Here is a 15,292-nt window from a genome sequence, read left to right as displayed (position 1 = left end):
CGCCCGCCGCAGCGGGCGCCGGTTTTTTGATGGGGAGAGAGCAGAATGCAACGGGTTGCAGATGCGCTGGACGGTGTGAACCGGGGGCTGGCGCAGGTGGTGCGCTGGCTGGCGCTTGTCATGGTGCTGGCGCAGTTCACCATCGTAGTCGGGCGCTATGTGTTCGGGGTGAACTCGATCGCCGCGCAGGAGAGCGTTCTCTATATGCATGCCACCCTGTTCATGCTGGCCGCAGGCTATACGCTGCTGGTCGACAAGCATGTGCGGGTGGACGTGTTTTATGCGGGCCTCAGCCGCCAGGCGCAGCGCCGCATCGACATCTTCGGCCATCTGTTTCTGCTGCTGCCCTCAATGGCGGCACTGCTTTACTGGTCCTGGCCGTCGGTGCGTAATTCCTGGTCCATTCTCGAAGGCCCGCTGGCTGTTGGCGGTATTGAGGCCGTGTTCCTGCTGAAATCGCTGATCCCGGCCTTTTGCGTGCTGGTGATGCTGCAGTCGCTTGCGCTGCTGATCCGCCTGCTTTCCGAAGGTGACGCCTGATGACCGCCTATCTTGACCTGATCATGTTCGCCGCATTGATGGCGGCGATCCTCATGGGGTTCCCGGTCGCGTTCTCCATTGCCGGTGTGGCGGTGATCTTTGCCTATCTCGGCTGGGTGCTGGGGGTGATGGACATCTCGCTGCTGGGGGCGCTGGGCCAGCGGGCCTTTGGCCTCCTCAGCAACGAGGTGCTGATCGCCATTCCGCTGTTCGTGCTGATGGGGGCGATCCTGGAGAAAAGCCGCATCGCGGAAGAGCTGCTGGATACCATGGGACGGCTGTTCGGCCAGCTGAAGGGGGGCTTGGGCATTTCCGTGGTACTGGTGGGGGCGCTGCTGGCGGCCTCAACCGGGATTGTCGGCGCGACGGTGGTGGCGATGGGAATGATCGCCCTGCCAGCCATGCTGCGTGCAGGCTATGATCCGCGAGTGGCCTCAGGCATTGTTTGCACGGCGGGTACGCTGGGGCAGATCATCCCGCCCTCGACGCTGTTGATCATCTTGGCTGATGTGATGTCGAACGCCTATCAGCAGGCCCAGTACGAGCAGGGCAAATTCTCGGTCGAGGCGCTGTCGGTGGGCCAGTTCTTTGCCGCGGCGCTGGTGCCGGGGCTGGTGCTGGTTGTGCTTTATCTTCTGTATATCCTGGTCCGCGGCCTGCTGCGGCCGCAGGATATGCCGTCAGCCCCGGCCGGAGTGGCCCGTCCGACCGGCGGCGACGTTGTGCGCGCGGTGGTGCCGCCGGTCCTGCTGATCTTTGCCGTGCTTGGTGCCATTCTGGGCGGTGTTGCCACCCCGACAGAGGCGGCATCGGTGGGCGGCATCGGTGCCCTGCTGATGGCGGGCGCAAGGGCAGGCGGCCCGGCGCGGCTGATACTGTTCGGCGCGGCGGCCTTGATCCTGCTGGGAATCCTGTCTGGTGTGCATCCGGTGCGGCTGCAGCGCAGCGACCTGGGCGCCGGCGATCTGGCGGCGGGCGTTTTCTATGCGCTGCTGGCGGGTGCAGGGGGTGTTGCCATCCTGGCTGCCCTGCGCAGCGGGTTGCAGAAGCGCATCCTGCATGAGGCTGTGACCTCAACCGCCACGATGACGGCGATGATCTTTGCCACCATCCTGGCGGCGGGCATGTTCTCCCTTGTGTTCATCGGGCTGGGCGGCGAGGAGCGGGTGGCGCACTTCCTGGGCAGCATGCCCGGCGGCCCTACCGGCGCGCTTCTGTTCTGCATGCTGTTCATCTTTGTGCTGGGCTTCTTTCTCGACTTTGTCGAAATTTCGGTGATCGTGCTGCCGCTGGTGACGCCGGCCCTGATCCTGATGGGCCATGATCCGGTCTGGCTGGGCATTCTGATTGCGATCAACCTGCAAACCAGTTTCCTGACGCCGCCCTTTGGCTTTTCGCTGTTTTACCTGCGCGGCGCCGCGCCGAAAGAGGTCACCACCCGCCAGATTTACCAGGGGGTGGTGCCGTTCATCGGGCTGCAGGCGCTGGGCGTTCTGCTGGTCTGGCTGGTTCCCGGTCTTGCCACCTGGTTGCCAGCAGCAATTTTCTGACTACGGAAACGGATTGAAGGCAGAGCGGTTGTGCGGAGAATATCCCGCGCGCCGTCCGCCGCAATCGCGCTGCAATACTACGCCTGGCGGCTAAGGCAGGTTTCCATTTCCGCCTGCATGTTCTCGATGGCGTTGCACAGCTGCTCTGTGAATGCCTTGGATGTCAGCGACTGGGTGGCGTAGCCCGGCGTCAGGATCGATACGCCGGTTCCGATTCGCGGGTGGAACCGGCGAAACACCAGATCCTCAGTGGTCTGGCGCTGCTGCAGGCAGCTGTAGGCGGTTATCATGTCGCAGATCATGTAACAGATGCCTGCCGCAACAAATTGCAGGCCGGGTGCCCAGGTGCGAAGTTCCAGCCGCTTGCGGAACCGGCAGCCGCTCCGGTGGAATGCGGTCTCAGTCTGGACCGTCAGCGGATGCTGATCGAACAAAACCGCCATCGGTTTGCCGTCCAGATCCTGCGGGGTGATCTCTGCGGCTGCCGCAAGCGGGTCGCTGGCTGGAACGACGCAGACGCATTCCAGATCGAAATCCATCTGCCGGACAGAGGGGCGCGGGGCAGGGGTCTCGGCAAAGCCGATGTCGAATTGCTGCGACGCGATCAGGTCCTCGATCACGTCGGAAGACCGCATGATCAATGCCGCCTCAAGCTCATCCTTGCCCTGCAGAAAATCCGTTAGAATCCGCGGCATGAACAGCCCGGCCGCCGCCGGATGGCAGGCAATGCGCAGCTTGCCCGCCTCGTGACTGCGGATCTTGCTGACCGTGCGTTCGATCCGCTCGATGCGCTCCAGAACGGTTTCGCACTCCTCGAGGAAAAACTGCGCTTCCGGCGTCGGGATCAGCTTGCCCTGATCGCGCACAAACAGGCTGAAGCCCAGTTCCCCCTCCAGCGTCGCGATCATCGTGCTGACTGCCGGCTGGGTGCGCCCGACGGTGCGTGCGGCCTGGGAGATGGAGCCGCTGCGCATGACCTCGCGGAAGGTGAAGATCTGGCGGATCGAGAAGTTCATGGTTGGGGTATCAAGTTTGTTTATGGAGTCACAGATATTTTGAAATTGATCTTATGCCCCTTGTCCAGCCAAATCCACCAGACCCGGTGAGGGGACACCGGAAGGAGGACAGATGGACACATTTTCGAAATATCTGCTGACCGGGCTGATCTGCCTGGTGGCCCTTGGCCAGTTCGTCCAGGTGGTCACCCGCTACCTGCTGCAGATCCCGGTGATGGGGCTGGAGGAGACCATGCTCTACCCGACCATCTGGCTGTACATCCTGGGTGCCGTGAACGCCTCGCGCGAGGACACCCATATCCGCGCCAACGTGCTGGAGATCGCCATCAAGACAGAGCGCGGCCACACCGTGCTGGCAATCATCGGTGAAATCATCAGCCTGACCGTCGGCCTGTGGCTGCTGAGCTGGGCCTGGGAATACACCCAGTACGCCTGGCGGGTCTGGAAGGAGAGCCCGACGCTCTACCTGCCGACATTCTATTCCGAAGTGGCGCTTGTGGCCGGTCTGGCCCTGATGATGCTCTACACCGCGGTGCACCTGTTCCGCCATATCAACGCCCTGCGCGCCGGAGCCGCAAAATGATTGAAATCGCACTCCTTGCCATCGCCGTTCTGGTTCTGACGCTGACCCTGGGCGTGCCGCTGCCCTACTGCTTTGGCGCCGCCCTGATGATCATGTATTTCCTGGGCGATGTGACCATGAAGGGCATGATGCTGTGGGGCTCCCAGCAATTGGGCAACCCGGTGCTGCTGGCCATTCCGCTGTTTGTTCTGGCCGGCACCATCATGTCGGCCAGCGGCATCGCCGCCTCGCTTTTGAACTTCGTCAACGCCTTCATCGGCCATGTGCGCGGCGGCCTGGGCGTTGTGGCCGCGGTCAGCTGCGCCATCATCGGTGCGATCTCCGGCTCCGGCCTGACCGGCATTGCCGCCATCGGCCCGCTGCTGATCCCGGAGATGGAGAAGCGCGGCTACCCGCGTGAATACGCCACCGCGCTGATTGCCAACTCGTCGATCCTTGGGCTGCTGATCCCGCCGTCGGTCACCATGATCGTCTATGGCTGGGTGACCGATACCTCGATCCTTGCCTGTTTCCTGGCGACCCTGGGGCCGGGCCTGCTGATCATGTTCAACTTCTCGGCCATGAACCTGTGGATGAGCCGCAAGTTCGACCTGGTGCTGGATGATGCGCCCACCTTCTCCCAGCTGGCAGGCGATGTGGCCAAGAAAGGCTTTAATGCGACCCCGGCACTGCTGATGCCGGTGATCATCCTGGGCGGCATCTACGGCGGCATCATGACCCCGACCGAAGCCGCCGCGCTGTCGGTGATCTATGCGCTGCCGGTTGGGTTCTTCATCTACAAGGGCCTGAAATGGGACAGCTTCCTGGAGGCCGGCAAGGAAGCCGCTACGGCGGTGGGCGCGATCATGGTGATGATCCTGTTCTCGATGATCCTGAGCCAGATGTTCGTCTATGAGGCGATCCCGCAGAAGATGGTCAGCGCGATTTTCGAGATCACCGACAACAAGGTGCTGCTGCTGATCTTCATCAACATCCTGCTGTTCCTGGTCGGCATGGTCGTGAACGACGTCACCGCCATCATCCTGATTGCGCCGCTGCTGCTGCCGCTGATGCAGGCGATCGGGGTCACCCCGGTGCAGTTTGCCGCGATCATGGGCGTCAATACCGCGATGGGCGGCGTCACCCCGCCCTATGCCTCGATCCTCTACCTTGGCGCGCGGATCGGCAATGTGAAGGTCACCAAGGTGATCCCGCCCGCAATGATCCTGATCCTGACAGGCTATGTGCCGGTGGTCTTCCTGACCTCGCTGTGGCCCGACCTGTCGCTCTTCTTGCCGCGTTTCTTCGGCTACTGACCCCACCCCTGACAAACACCAGACACCCTACGGAGGAGACTACCCATGAAACACTTTCTGACCGGCACCGCTGCTGCTGCCCTGATGTCGCTGGCGGGCCTCGCCTCGGCCGCCGACCTCAAGATGAGCCACGTGCGTCCCCAGGACACCACCATCGACAAGGAACTGCGCGCCTTTGCAGCGCAGGTGGACGAGGCCACCGGCGGCGATGTGTCTATCAACATCTTCCCGGCCTCTGCCCTGGGGGATTACACCACTGTGCAGGAGCGCATCAGCGTTGGCGCCATCGACATGGCGACCCAGCCCGCAGCTGCCGCGGCGGACCGCCGGATGCAGATCAGCTCGTTCCCCTATCTGGCCAATAACTGGGATGAAGCGCGCAAGATCTACGGCCCCGGCGGTGCGGTGCGCGACGTGATGGCAGAGCTTTATGCCAAGCAGGACATCACTATGCTGGCGGCCTACCCGGTGTATTTCGGCGGCATTGCGCTGAATACCGATGCGGTCAGCCCCGGCGACCCGTCGCAATCCAATGGCATTAAGGTGCGGGTGCCCGGCATCAAGAGCTTCCAGCTGACCGGCGAAGCTCTGGGCTACATCCCGTCGCCGATCCCGTTTTCCGAGGCGTTCACCGCGATCCAGACCGGCGTGGTTGACGGCGTCATCGGTTCCGGCGCCGAGGGTTATTACGCTTCGTTCCGCGACGTGACCAAGGCCTATGTGCCTGCCAATACCCACTTTGAGGTCTGGTACATGATCATCTCCAACGGTTCGCTGGCTGAGCTGGACGCCGAAGACCAGGAGGCGCTGAAAGCCGCCGCGGCGGAGTTTGAAGCGCAGCGCTGGACCGTCGCCGAAGCGGATCAGGGCAAATGGGAGCAGCGCTTGGCCGATGAGCTGGGGGCCAAGGTAGTCGATCTGAGCGGCGACGAACTGGCCGCGATGGCCGCCAAGGTGCGCCAAGACGTCTGGCCGGTGGTTCTGGAAGACGTTGGCGCCGACTGGGGCCAGGGTATTCTTGACCAGATCGGCAAGTAATCCCGTATCAAGGACAGGGGCGGCCGTGCGCCGCCCCGTAACCGCAGCCAACCCCGGAGAAGCGGCAGGATGGAAGCAGACTATGCAGTGATCGGCGGCGGCGTTGTCGGCCTGTCGGTGGCCTGGGGGCTGCTCCGGCGCGGCAAGCGCGTCACGGTGCTGGACGGCGATGACGGCGCGTTCCGGGCCAGCCGCGGAAACTTCGGCCTGGTCTGGGTTCAGTCCAAGGGCATGAAGCAGCCGCGCTATGCCAGCTGGAGCCAGCAGTCCGCTGCAGCTTGGGCCGGGTTTGCGGCAGAACTGGAAGACGGCACCGGCCGCTCTGTCGGGTTGCAGCAGAACGGCGGCTATGACCTGCATTTCTCCGAGGAAACGCTTTATGCCACCGTGGCGCAGTACGATGCGCTGAAGGACAAGCTGGGCGGCAACTACCCTTACGAAGTGCTGGGCCGCAACGCGCTGAGCCGCGAGGAGCCGCATATCGGTCCCAAGGTGGCAGGCGCGATCCTGCATCACCAGGATGGCCACGCAAACCCGCTGCGGCTGCTGGTTTCGCTGGCAGAGGATGTGCGCCGGCTGGGCGGCACGGTTCTGAACGGCAAGACCGTGACCGCAGTCTCCAAGCCGGATGCCTTCAAGGTCCAGTGCAGCGATGGCACCGTGGTTACGGCGGGCAAGGTTGTGCTCTCCGCCGGGCTCGGCGCGATGGAGCTGGGCCCCAAGCTGGGTTTCAAGGCACCGGTGCGGCCGCAGCGCGGCCAGGTGCTGATTACCGAGAAGATGCCGAAACTGATCAACCGCCCCTCGCTGATTGCCCGCCAGGTGGATGAGGGCGGCATTCAGATCGGTGCCACCAACGAGGAGGTGGGGCTGGACGACGGGGTGACGCAGCCGGGTCTGTCGGGCCTCGCCGCAGAGGCGATCGCGGCCTACCCGGCGCTGGCCCGCGCGCAGCTGGTGCGCAGCTGGGGCGCCCTGCGTATCCTGTCGCCCGATGGCTTGCCGATCTACCAGGAAAGCCCCGGGATGCCGGGCGCTTACCTTGTCACCTGCCACAGCGGCATCACCCTGGCCGCGGCCCATGCGCTGTTCCTGCCTGACTGGCTGGAAGGCACCGCAGCCGCCCCTGATCTGGAGGTGTTCAGTGAAGACCGATTCCCCGTTTCTTGAGCTGGCAGATGATGCCCCCCGCGTGCGGGTCTGGTTTGACGGTTTGCCGCTGGACCTGCCCGCAGGCGCCAACCTGGCTGCCGCGCTGCTGGCGGCTGGCGTGCAGGTGTTTCGCCACACGCCTGTGTCGGGCGCGCCGCGGGCGCCGTTTTGCATGATGGGCGCCTGTTTCGAATGCCTGGTGGAAACCGGCGGCCGGGTGCAGCAGGCCTGTATGCTGGAAGTCGAGGAGGACATGAAAATTGCCCGCCCGCATGAAGCGGAGGCTGGCAATGAAACGCTGTGACCTGGCAATCATCGGCGCAGGCCCGGCAGGCATGGCCGCCGCTGCCGAAGCAGCTAAACAGGGCCTGAGCGTCACCCTGCTGGACGAACAAAACCGCCCCGGCGGGCAGATCTACCGCGACGTGGACCGCGCGGGCGGGCTGCGCGGCGCTATTCTGGGGCAGGAGTATCTGCACGGGGCGACCCTGACGGCGGGTCTTGGCGGGGCCGGGATCACGCATCTGTCCGGTGCCGTTGTCTGGGCCATCGAGGACGGGTTCCGCATCTCCTTTACCCGGCACGGCCGGGCAGGGCAGGTGGACGCGGACCGGATAGTTCTGGCAACCGGCGCGCTGGAGCGCCCGATGCCGGTCCCTGGATGGACCCTGCCGGGTGTGATGACTGCAGGTGCTGCGCAGATCCTGCTGAAGCAATCCGGCGTGCTGCCGCGCCGCGCGGTGCTCGCCGGGAGCGGGCCGCTGCTGTACCTGATCGCGGCGCAGATGGTGCGGGCGGGCACGCCGCCGCTGGCACTGGTGGAGACCCAGACTGCGGCCAGCCCGCTGGCAGCAGCCCGCCACCTGCCCGGCGCGCTGCGCGGCTGGCGCTATCTGGCCAAGGGCCTGAAGATGCTGGCGGAAATCAAGCGCGCCGGTGTGCCACGCTATACAGGTGCCACGGAGATCGCGGTGGCGGGCACCACCGGGGCCGAGGCGGTGACTTTCCGCAGCAAGGGGCAGGCGCACAGCATCGCCTGCGATACCGTCCTGCTGCATCACGGCGTGGTGCCGAACACCCAGGCCGCGCGCTCGATCAACGTGCCGCATGTCTGGTCCGAAGCGCAGCAGTGCTTTGTGCCGGAGACTGGAAAATGGGGCGAGACTGGCAGGGACGGAGTTCTGATCGCCGGCGACGGCGCGGGCATCAGCGGTGCAATGGCCGCCGAATATGCGGGCCGGATTGCAGCGCTGAAAACGGCAGAGGAGTTGGGCCGGATCACCGCGCAGGAGCGCGACCGCCTGGCCGCGCCGCTGTTCAGCCATCGCAGCAGGGAAACCGCTGTGCGGCCGTTCCTGGATGCCGCCTATCCGCCCTATGCGGGTGCTGTGCGGCCCGCCGACAGCACCATCGTCTGCCGCTGCGAGGAAGTCACCGCGGGTGACATCCGCAGCTATGCCAGGCTTGGCTGCCTGGGGCCGAACCAGGCCAAGGCCTTTGGCCGCGCGGGCATGGGGCCGTGCCAGGGCCGCTATTGCGGGCTGACCGTGACCGCGCTGCTGGCCGAGGCCAGCGGGCAGACCCCTGACGCGACCGGCTATTACCGCATCCGGCCGCCGATAAAACCCGTGACACTGGGCGAACTGGCAGCGATGGACGACCCTGCTGCCACTGCCGCGGAATAGGAGAGAAAGATGATCGAACGGATCGAAACCGGCCCCCGCATGAGCAAGATCGTGAAGCACAACGGCGTGGCCTATCTCTGTGGCCAGGTCGGCGACGGCGCCGATGTGGCCGAGCAGACCCGCGACTGCCTGTCCCGCGTCGAGGCGCTGCTGGAGAAGGCCGGTTCCTCGCCGCAGCAGATGCTGCAAGCGATTGTCTGGCTGGCCGACATGAAGGACTTTGCGGAGATGAACGCGGTCTGGGATGCTTGGGTGCCGGAAGGCCACGCCCCGGCCCGGGCCTGCGGTGAGGCCAGGCTGGCGCGGCCGGAACTGAAGGTGGAGATCATCGTGACCGCGGCCTGCTGACAGGCACGCCGGAAGATTCCAGCTGGGCGGTCTAAAGGGATTTTGAGACCTGGCGGGCCAGCTCTGCCAGCGCTAGTGCCAGGGCATCGGCGGTGGCAGCCGGGCCGGTGCCGTTGACGGGCGTGGTGATGTCAAACCGCTTCACGAATTCGCGCACTGTGCCCTCGGGCGAGGAGACCGCGAACTGGCCGGACAGCTCAAACTGGCCATCGGCGCGGGCATAGACCTGATCCACCCGCACATCCAGACGCGCGTCCGGGCCGCTGTTCAGCGGCCAGGGTTCGATGGCTGCGGCAGCGCCGGTGCGCTGGTTCAAGCCGCGGGCCAGGGCGGCGGTCATGCCGCGGGCCGGGTCGTCTGCCCATTGCGCGCCACCCAGCGCATAAAGCGCGCCGCCTTCGCCCTCCGCAACGATGTCCGAGGCCGCGGCATAGGACGGCAGCGACACCAGCCGCACCTCAATCGAACGGGAGCGCAGGTTGGCGACGGTTTCACCCGGTGCAGAGGAAATCAGATAGCGTGGATCGTTGCTCCCGGCGCAGGCCGCCAGCAGGGTTATGGGAAGCAGAAATTTCAGGGTGTTAATCATCTTATCTTCCAAACAGCAGGGAATTCGGGTCGCGTTCGATCTTGCGTGCCAGCTGGGACACCGCACGGGCGGCGGTCTTGATCTCGCGCAGCGCGTCCAGGGTTTCGGAGTTGAAGCTGGAGTGGCCGCCATAGGAGGCGATCAGCGCCTCGGATTGGGCCACGAGGCGCTCCAGCCGGGCTGAAAGCGCTGGCAGCCCCTTGGCAGCGGCCGCCACAGCGTCCGCTGCACCGCGGGCAGAGGCCATGGTGGCATTGGCATTCTCCACCAGCCCGCCCCGACGCAGTTCCTCCAGCGTTGCACGCATTTCGTCCAAGGCGCCGGTTAGGGCCGGGGGCAGGGCGCGGGCGCCTTCGGTGCCGATCAGCGCGTCGGCGCTGTTCATCAGCTGTCGGGCGGAGCTGATCAGCTCTTCGGTTTCCAGAGAATTGGCCTTGGCCGCCAGTGCGTTGAAGGCGGAGATCAGAGCAGGCAGATCTTCTGCAGCATCGGCAATACCGGCAGCGGCCGCGCTGCCCTTTTCCAGCGCGGCTGCGAGATTGGCTGCAGCCTGGCCCTGCTGCAGCTCTGCCAGCAGGGCACGCACGTCCGCTACAGCCGCCTGCAGCTCTCCCGGCAGGGCGCGGGTGCCCGGATCGGTAAGCAGTGCGCGGGTGTCCTCCAGCAGTGCCACCGCAGCGGCGGGTGCCTGACGGGTGCTGTCGGCAGCGGCCAGGTTTTCAATGCTGGCTAGGGTGGCAATGGCCTGCGCCATAAGCTCTTCCACCGGAAGTTCGCTGATGCGCTCCAGCGCGCCTTCGGCGGTGGCAGTGAAATCGGGCAGGTCGGAGGGGGCGCTTGGCAGCTCTGGGAATGGTTCTGCTTCGCGGTTGAAGGCTGCGGGGCCCGCGTCCTCCAGCGTCACCAGATCGACGAGCAGTTCCGAGCTGAACAGACCGGCAGAGGCCAGTCGCGCGCGCAAGCCGCCGGCCACCGCCTGTTCAAGGAAATCAAGAGCTTCTGCCTCGCCCGCACCGCGCGGCAAGCCCATCAGGGCAGGCTCCAGCAGCAGTTTGGCGATCAGCCGCACCTCGGCCTCATCGCTGCCGCTTTGAATGGTGGCGTTGAGGCTGCTGACCTCGCCCACCTTGACTCCGCGCAGCTGCACTTCCGCGCCGCTGGCCAGGCCCGCAACCGACTCGTCAAAGGCGACGGCGACGGCAACCCCGCCGGACAGGGTGCGCGCAAAGGCGGTACGGCGGGCCGCGGCCTCGTCGGTGTGGATGTCGAAGACGGTGCCGGGGCCAACAGCCTGGCCACCGTCAAAGACTGAGTCGAATTCGATGCCGCCAGCCACCAGGGAGGCGATACTGTCGACGTCCAGCGACAGGCCGCTGGGGCCGATCGAGACCGAGAAGCCGGAGCTGTCCCAGAACCGGGTGGCAGAATTGATGCGCCGGTCATGCGGCGCCTCGATGAAGGCATCGACGACGATGCTGTCGCCGCTGACGGTCAGGCGCGGGGTTTCCAGGCGCCCGACCTCGATGCCGCGGAACAGCACCGGCGCGCCCTCAGAGATCATCCGCCCGTCATCGGTGCGCAAGGTGATCCGCCGCCCGCCGCGGCCCGGCTGTTCCAGCGGCGGGCCGTCAGCGCCTTGGAATGCGGTCTGCGCTGTGCCCAGCTCCTGGTCCCAGCTGCCTTCGATATAGACGCCGGACAGTACAGTGCTGAGCCCTGATATGCCGCGCGCTGAAACCTCCGGCCGGACCACCCAGAAGTTGGCATCCGCGTCCAGATAGGGGGCGATGTCCTTGTCGATGCGGGCCTGGACGGAGACCTTGCTCAGATCATCGGCAAAGCCGACCTTCTCCACCCGGCCGATCACCACGTCGCGGTAGCGCACCGTTGTTTCATTGGCCGCAACGCCAGAGGCGTTTTCAAAGGTTATGGTGATCAGCACGCCGCGCTCTGAATAGGCTTGCCAGGCCACGCCAAGCGACACAGCCAGCGCTGTCAGCGGCACCAGCCAGACAAATGACAGGTTGCGCCAGGGTGAAGGGCGCCGGGCCTTGATGTTCATCTGGGCGGGATCAGGCGTGGTCATTCAAATTCTCGCTTTCCGCGTTCCAGATCAGTCGCGGATCAAAACTCTGGGCAGCCAGCATGGTGAAGGCAACCGATATTGCAAAACTGACCGCCGCCATGCCGGGGGCGATGGCAGCGGCGAAATCAAGCTGGACGAGGGCGGTCAGGATTGCCACCACAAAGACATCAATCATCGACCACCGTCCGATAAATTCGACGACCTCATAAAGCACCAGCCGGCCATGGCTGCCAAGGGCTGCCAGTTTGCGGACGGACACCGCCAGATAGGCGATGGCCAGGAACTTGGCCACCGGGATCACGATGCTGGCGAAAAAAACGATCAGGGCCACACCGTAGGAGCCGTGGCTGAACAGTTCGGCAATGCCGCCGATCAGGGTATTTTCGGAACTGCGGCCAAAGGTGGTGGTGCGCAGCATGGGGTAGACATTGGCGGGCACATAGGCGATCAGCCCCGCCGCCAGCCAGGCCCAGACGCGCTGCAGGCTGGCGGGGTCGGCAGCTGCCAGCGGGCTGCCGCAGCACGTGCAGGCCCGGGCACCGCCCGGGTTGGCGGTCCCGCAGACGCGGCAGCCGGCCAGCCCGGCGGCTGCCGCGGTCAGGAAGCGCTGCGGGTTTTCAGGGTTTTCCATACGGTCAGTCTGCAAATTGCGTTATCGGTCAGAATGGTTACCACCAGGAGCGCGGCAAAGGCCCAAAAAGCCGGCCCCAACCCGACCCGCGCCAGGCCAGAGACTTTGACCAGGGCCACTGCCACGCCGATGATGAAGATCTCAGCCATTGCCCAGGGTTTCAGCCGCTCCGCCCAGCGGTAGGCCGCGGCGGCATGCGGCGCCGGGCGCCAGCCCAGTGCCATCGGCGCCAGAGTGTAGATCAGCGCGCAATAACGTGCCGCGGGCAAGAGCACGATCAGCAGAGCGGTCGCCAGCGACAGGGGCGCCATCGGCCCGCTGGAAAAGGCGAGCACGGCGTCCAGCACCGACGCCTGATGCGACAGGCCCTGTGCCCTTAACTCCAGGAACGGGAAACCGGCTGCGGCGGCCAGCAGAACCAGCGCGGTCAGCGACAGCATCGCGATCCGTGTCATGGCGCCCGACTTGGGCGCCGCCAGCACCGTGCCGCAGCGGGCGCAGCGGGCAACCGTATGGGGCTTCACGTCCTCATCGCGGTTCAGCACGTCGCAGGTCGGGCAGGCAATGAGCTGATCTGTATGCATGTCTTCAGTGTCCGTTCCCGCCATCTGCCCAGATGCTGTGTGTTCAAGCGGCAGCTGGCGCTCATGATCACGAAAATGAGGGCGATATCAATCCGGATATGACGCGTTTCGCGGTCGCGCCGGGCCCGAACTGCGGCGGCAAAGCGGCGGCCTTCCCCTTTGCGAGCACTCAGGCCCGCAGGTGCTGGTGCCAGGCTGCCAGAGAGAATTTGCAAGGGAGTTGCAAGGTTTGCAACACCTTCAGCCATTGTTCGCCGCTACAATCAATTGCGCCCTAAGGAGAGCAGGTATGGAAATAGAATGGCTGGAGGATTTCCTGGCCCTTGCCTCGGCGGGAATCTTTGCCAAGGCCGCCAGCGCCCGAAACATCAGCCAGTCTGCATTCACACGCAGGATTAAGAATCTGGAGCACTGGGCGGGGGCGGTCCTGTTTGACAGAAGCGTGCATCCGGTGGTTCTTACAGCAGCCGGAGAGGCTTTCCGGCCAACAGCCTATGAGACCATGAATGCGCTTCGCCTGGCACGGCAGGATCTGAAGCAACTCGCGCGGCGCGAGGGGGATGTCATCAGTATTTCCGCTCTGCACACTCTCGCGATTTCCTTCATCCCAGCGTGGATAAAAAACGTCTCCGCTGCCATTGGCCCGGTCAACACCAAGTTTGCGGTCGAGAATTTCTCGGACTGTGTTGAAACTCTTATGGCCGGAGCAACCGATTTCATGCTGTGTTATGATCATCCGTCCATTGCCACAATGTCCAAGGATGACCGCTACCCGTCAATCAGGATCGCGGACGACAGACTTGTGGCCGTGTCCGGCACCGACACTTCCGGCAACGCGCTCTACCGCTTCGATCAGGACGGTAAACTGCCGTTCCTGGCCTATTCCCCGGAGAGCTTTCTGGGGCGGATGAGCGAGATCTCCATCAAGCGGGCAGGGTTGGCAGAAAAACTGGAGATCCGCAGCGAAAACTCGGTGGCTGAAGCGCAGAAAGCAGCCTGTGCGGAGGGGCTGGGAGTGGCTTGGCTGCCCCGGATGACAATTCTGCCAATGCTTGATCAGGGCAAGCTTGTGCGCATCAGTGACGATCTTTCTGAACGCCGGATGTCCATCAAGCTGTACCGCTCAATTGAGAGAAGCCGCCCTTCCGTGGAGAGGTTTTGGACGCTGGCAAAAAGTGCTGCTTCTTCAGCGCGGTAAACTCTGCTGTAGCCCTCAGAGGTTTTGAGCCAGCATCCAGAAGCGTTCCAGTTCCGCTCTGGAACGTTCGATTGAACGGTAAAGCTTTATGTCAATGACGAGTTCGAATTCCGGCCGACTGATTTTGTGCAGTGTTCCGACTTTCAGCTCCCGCTCCGCGGCTCCTTCGGGCAGGAAAGCAATTCCCAGCCCGGCGAGACAAGCGGATTTTAGCGCTTCAGCAACCGAGTTTTCATAGATGGGGTCCACTTTGCTGCTTAAGTTCCCCCGTTCCAGGCAAACCTGGGACACCCGGCCCAGAAAGGTGTCGGGGGAATAGGATAGTAGCGGCACCGGGTCATCGCCCTCCAAGCTGAACTTGGCGCGCCCGTCAGCACCGGCACTGCTGACGGCTATGATCCGGTCTTTGGCAATCGTCGAGGACGGGTACCGGTTTTCATCAGAAATCGTGGGGACGGCAGGATGGTGGTAGCACAGCATGAAGTCTGCGCTTCCGCACAGTATTGCCTCCGCGCAGCCAGAGAAGTTTTCCGCAACCAGCCTGGACTTGATGGGACCAAGGTGGCTGGACATGCGCATGAGCCACGCCGGAAAGAAGGAAATGGCCAGGGTATGAAGCGCGACGAAGTCCAGCACTGATGCTTCCTGGCGGGACAGGCCGCGTATATCGCTTTTGGATTGCTTCAGCGCCGCAACTGTGTCGATGGCGGTTTGCTTGAAAGCCCTGCCTGCCGCGGTGAGCTCAACAGGGTGCACGCTCCTGTCAAACAACGGAGTCCCTGTCCAGTTTTCCAGGTTTTTGATCCGTCGTGTAAAGGCTGACTGGCTTATGTTCCGCGCATCCGCGGCGCGGGCAAACACACCCGCGGCCGAAAGGGCCAAAAAGTCTTCCAGCCAGTCGATCTCCACCTGTCTTCTCCATCTGAAAGGGGTCCCCGAACGGTAGGATCGGGTTGCAAAGTTTGCAACATTCTTGCGCAGGTTGTCATGGGTGCAT

The 15,292-nt window shown here is 64.1% G+C and carries 16 protein-coding genes; 10 read left to right on the top strand and 6 right to left on the bottom strand.

Annotation, left to right across the window (positions count from 1 at the left end; genetic code table 11):
• The first annotated feature begins 45 nt into the window (after positions 1 to 45).
• Positions 46 to 540 carry a TRAP transporter small permease subunit gene (locus RA26_RS11095; RefSeq protein ID WP_039183728.1) on the top strand — a complete coding sequence of 165 codons (495 nt, stop codon included), beginning with the start codon at positions 46 to 48 and terminating at the stop codon, positions 538 to 540.
• Complete coding sequence (locus RA26_RS11090) at positions 540 to 2,090, top strand: TRAP transporter large permease (RefSeq protein ID WP_039183727.1); 1,551 nt, start codon at positions 540 to 542, stop codon at positions 2,088 to 2,090. Before RA26_RS11095 ends, RA26_RS11090 begins: the two co-directional genes overlap by 1 nt.
• Positions 2,091 to 2,167: 77 nt before the next feature.
• On the opposite strand, the gene RA26_RS11085 is transcribed toward RA26_RS11090, so the two are convergent.
• Entirely contained in the window at positions 2,168 to 3,106 is a 939-nt protein-coding gene (locus RA26_RS11085; RefSeq protein WP_039183726.1) for a LysR family transcriptional regulator, read from the bottom strand.
• A 112-nt stretch (positions 3,107 to 3,218) separates the two neighbouring features.
• Here RA26_RS11085 and RA26_RS11080 point away from each other — a divergent pair, with 112 nt between their 5' ends.
• From RA26_RS11080 to RA26_RS11050, 7 genes are all read left to right on the top strand, one after another.
• Positions 3,219 to 3,689, top strand: coding sequence for a TRAP transporter small permease (locus RA26_RS11080; protein ID WP_039183725.1), 471 nt, complete (start codon positions 3,219 to 3,221; stop codon positions 3,687 to 3,689).
• Complete coding sequence (locus RA26_RS11075; RefSeq protein ID WP_039183724.1) at positions 3,686 to 4,984, top strand: TRAP transporter large permease; 1,299 nt, start codon at positions 3,686 to 3,688, stop codon at positions 4,982 to 4,984. The genes RA26_RS11080 and RA26_RS11075 overlap by 4 nt, the downstream gene beginning before the upstream one ends.
• A gap of 45 nt (positions 4,985 to 5,029) precedes the next feature.
• Positions 5,030 to 6,022, top strand: coding sequence for a TRAP transporter substrate-binding protein DctP (dctP, locus tag RA26_RS11070; protein ID WP_052272385.1), 993 nt, complete (start codon positions 5,030 to 5,032; stop codon positions 6,020 to 6,022).
• A gap of 69 nt (positions 6,023 to 6,091) precedes the next feature.
• A complete protein-coding gene (locus tag RA26_RS11065) occupies positions 6,092 to 7,192 on the top strand; it encodes an NAD(P)/FAD-dependent oxidoreductase (RefSeq protein WP_039183723.1) in 1,101 nt (366 codons plus the stop codon).
• A complete protein-coding gene (locus RA26_RS11060; RefSeq protein WP_039183722.1) occupies positions 7,167 to 7,478 on the top strand; it encodes a 2Fe-2S iron-sulfur cluster-binding protein in 312 nt (103 codons plus the stop codon). Before RA26_RS11065 ends, RA26_RS11060 begins: the two co-directional genes overlap by 26 nt.
• On the top strand, positions 7,465 to 8,859 hold the full coding sequence (locus tag RA26_RS11055; RefSeq protein ID WP_039183721.1) for an FAD/NAD(P)-dependent oxidoreductase: 1,395 nt from the start codon (positions 7,465 to 7,467) through the stop codon (positions 8,857 to 8,859). Before RA26_RS11060 ends, RA26_RS11055 begins: the two co-directional genes overlap by 14 nt.
• A 9-nt stretch (positions 8,860 to 8,868) precedes the next feature.
• Positions 8,869 to 9,207 carry a RidA family protein gene (locus RA26_RS11050; RefSeq protein WP_039183720.1) on the top strand — a complete coding sequence of 113 codons (339 nt, stop codon included), beginning with the start codon at positions 8,869 to 8,871 and terminating at the stop codon, positions 9,205 to 9,207.
• Positions 9,208 to 9,238: 31 nt separating this feature from the next.
• On the opposite strand, the gene RA26_RS11045 is transcribed toward RA26_RS11050, so the two are convergent.
• The 4 genes from RA26_RS11045 to RA26_RS11030 are packed head-to-tail and all read right to left on the bottom strand — an operon-like array spanning position 9,239 to position 13,097.
• Complete coding sequence (locus tag RA26_RS11045; protein ID WP_039183719.1) at positions 9,239 to 9,796, bottom strand: PqiC family protein; 558 nt, start codon at positions 9,794 to 9,796, stop codon at positions 9,239 to 9,241.
• A gap of 1 nt (position 9,797) precedes the next feature.
• Entirely contained in the window at positions 9,798 to 11,882 is a 2,085-nt protein-coding gene (locus RA26_RS11040; protein WP_052272384.1) for an MlaD family protein, read from the bottom strand.
• Positions 11,869 to 12,513 carry a paraquat-inducible protein A gene (locus RA26_RS11035; protein WP_193747606.1) on the bottom strand — a complete coding sequence of 215 codons (645 nt, stop codon included), beginning with the start codon at positions 12,511 to 12,513 and terminating at the stop codon, positions 11,869 to 11,871. The genes RA26_RS11040 and RA26_RS11035 overlap by 14 nt, the downstream gene beginning before the upstream one ends.
• Positions 12,480 to 13,097: a paraquat-inducible protein A gene (locus RA26_RS11030; RefSeq protein ID WP_039183973.1), complete on the bottom strand. Its 618-nt coding sequence runs from the start codon at positions 13,095 to 13,097 to the stop codon at positions 12,480 to 12,482. The genes RA26_RS11035 and RA26_RS11030 overlap by 34 nt, the downstream gene beginning before the upstream one ends.
• A gap of 229 nt (positions 13,098 to 13,326) precedes the next feature.
• Here RA26_RS11030 and RA26_RS11025 point away from each other — a divergent pair, with 229 nt between their 5' ends.
• Complete coding sequence (locus RA26_RS11025; RefSeq protein ID WP_152612584.1) at positions 13,327 to 14,295, top strand: LysR family transcriptional regulator; 969 nt, start codon at positions 13,327 to 13,329, stop codon at positions 14,293 to 14,295.
• A 15-nt stretch (positions 14,296 to 14,310) separates the two neighbouring features.
• Here the strand turns inward: RA26_RS11025 and RA26_RS11020 are convergent, their stop codons facing one another.
• Entirely contained in the window at positions 14,311 to 15,204 is an 894-nt protein-coding gene (locus tag RA26_RS11020) for a LysR family transcriptional regulator (protein WP_039183717.1), read from the bottom strand.
• Positions 15,205 to 15,292: the final 88 nt, after the last annotated feature.

The sequence above is a fragment of the Leisingera sp. ANG-M7 genome (assembly GCF_000813965.1).
In the GTDB taxonomy this organism is placed as follows: domain Bacteria; phylum Pseudomonadota; class Alphaproteobacteria; order Rhodobacterales; family Rhodobacteraceae; genus Leisingera.
This window is presented reverse-complemented; position numbering and strand designations above follow the sequence as displayed.

Bases quoted from the DNA above. Each gene is read 5' to 3' on its own strand.
- RA26_RS11030 (WP_039183973.1), bottom strand. From the start codon at position 13,097: ATGCATACAGATCAGCTCATTGCCTGCCCGACCTGCGACGTGCTGAAC.
- RA26_RS11055 (WP_039183721.1), top strand. From the start codon at position 7,465: ATGAAACGCTGTGACCTGGCAATCATCGGCGCAGGCCCGGCAGGCATG.
- RA26_RS11090 (WP_039183727.1), top strand. From the start codon at position 540: ATGACCGCCTATCTTGACCTGATCATGTTCGCCGCATTGATGGCGGCG.
- RA26_RS11040 (WP_052272384.1), bottom strand. From the start codon at position 11,882: ATGACCACGCCTGATCCCGCCCAGATGAACATCAAGGCCCGGCGCCCT.
- RA26_RS11085 (WP_039183726.1), bottom strand. From the start codon at position 3,106: ATGAACTTCTCGATCCGCCAGATCTTCACCTTCCGCGAGGTCATGCGC.
- RA26_RS11075 (WP_039183724.1), top strand. From the start codon at position 3,686: ATGATTGAAATCGCACTCCTTGCCATCGCCGTTCTGGTTCTGACGCTG.
- RA26_RS11095 (WP_039183728.1), top strand. From the start codon at position 46: ATGCAACGGGTTGCAGATGCGCTGGACGGTGTGAACCGGGGGCTGGCG.
- RA26_RS11065 (WP_039183723.1), top strand. From the start codon at position 6,092: ATGGAAGCAGACTATGCAGTGATCGGCGGCGGCGTTGTCGGCCTGTCG.
- dctP (WP_052272385.1), top strand. From the start codon at position 5,030: ATGAAACACTTTCTGACCGGCACCGCTGCTGCTGCCCTGATGTCGCTG.
- RA26_RS11080 (WP_039183725.1), top strand. From the start codon at position 3,219: ATGGACACATTTTCGAAATATCTGCTGACCGGGCTGATCTGCCTGGTG.
- RA26_RS11050 (WP_039183720.1), top strand. From the start codon at position 8,869: ATGATCGAACGGATCGAAACCGGCCCCCGCATGAGCAAGATCGTGAAG.
- RA26_RS11045 (WP_039183719.1), bottom strand. From the start codon at position 9,796: ATGATTAACACCCTGAAATTTCTGCTTCCCATAACCCTGCTGGCGGCC.
- RA26_RS11035 (WP_193747606.1), bottom strand. From the start codon at position 12,513: ATGGAAAACCCTGAAAACCCGCAGCGCTTCCTGACCGCGGCAGCCGCC.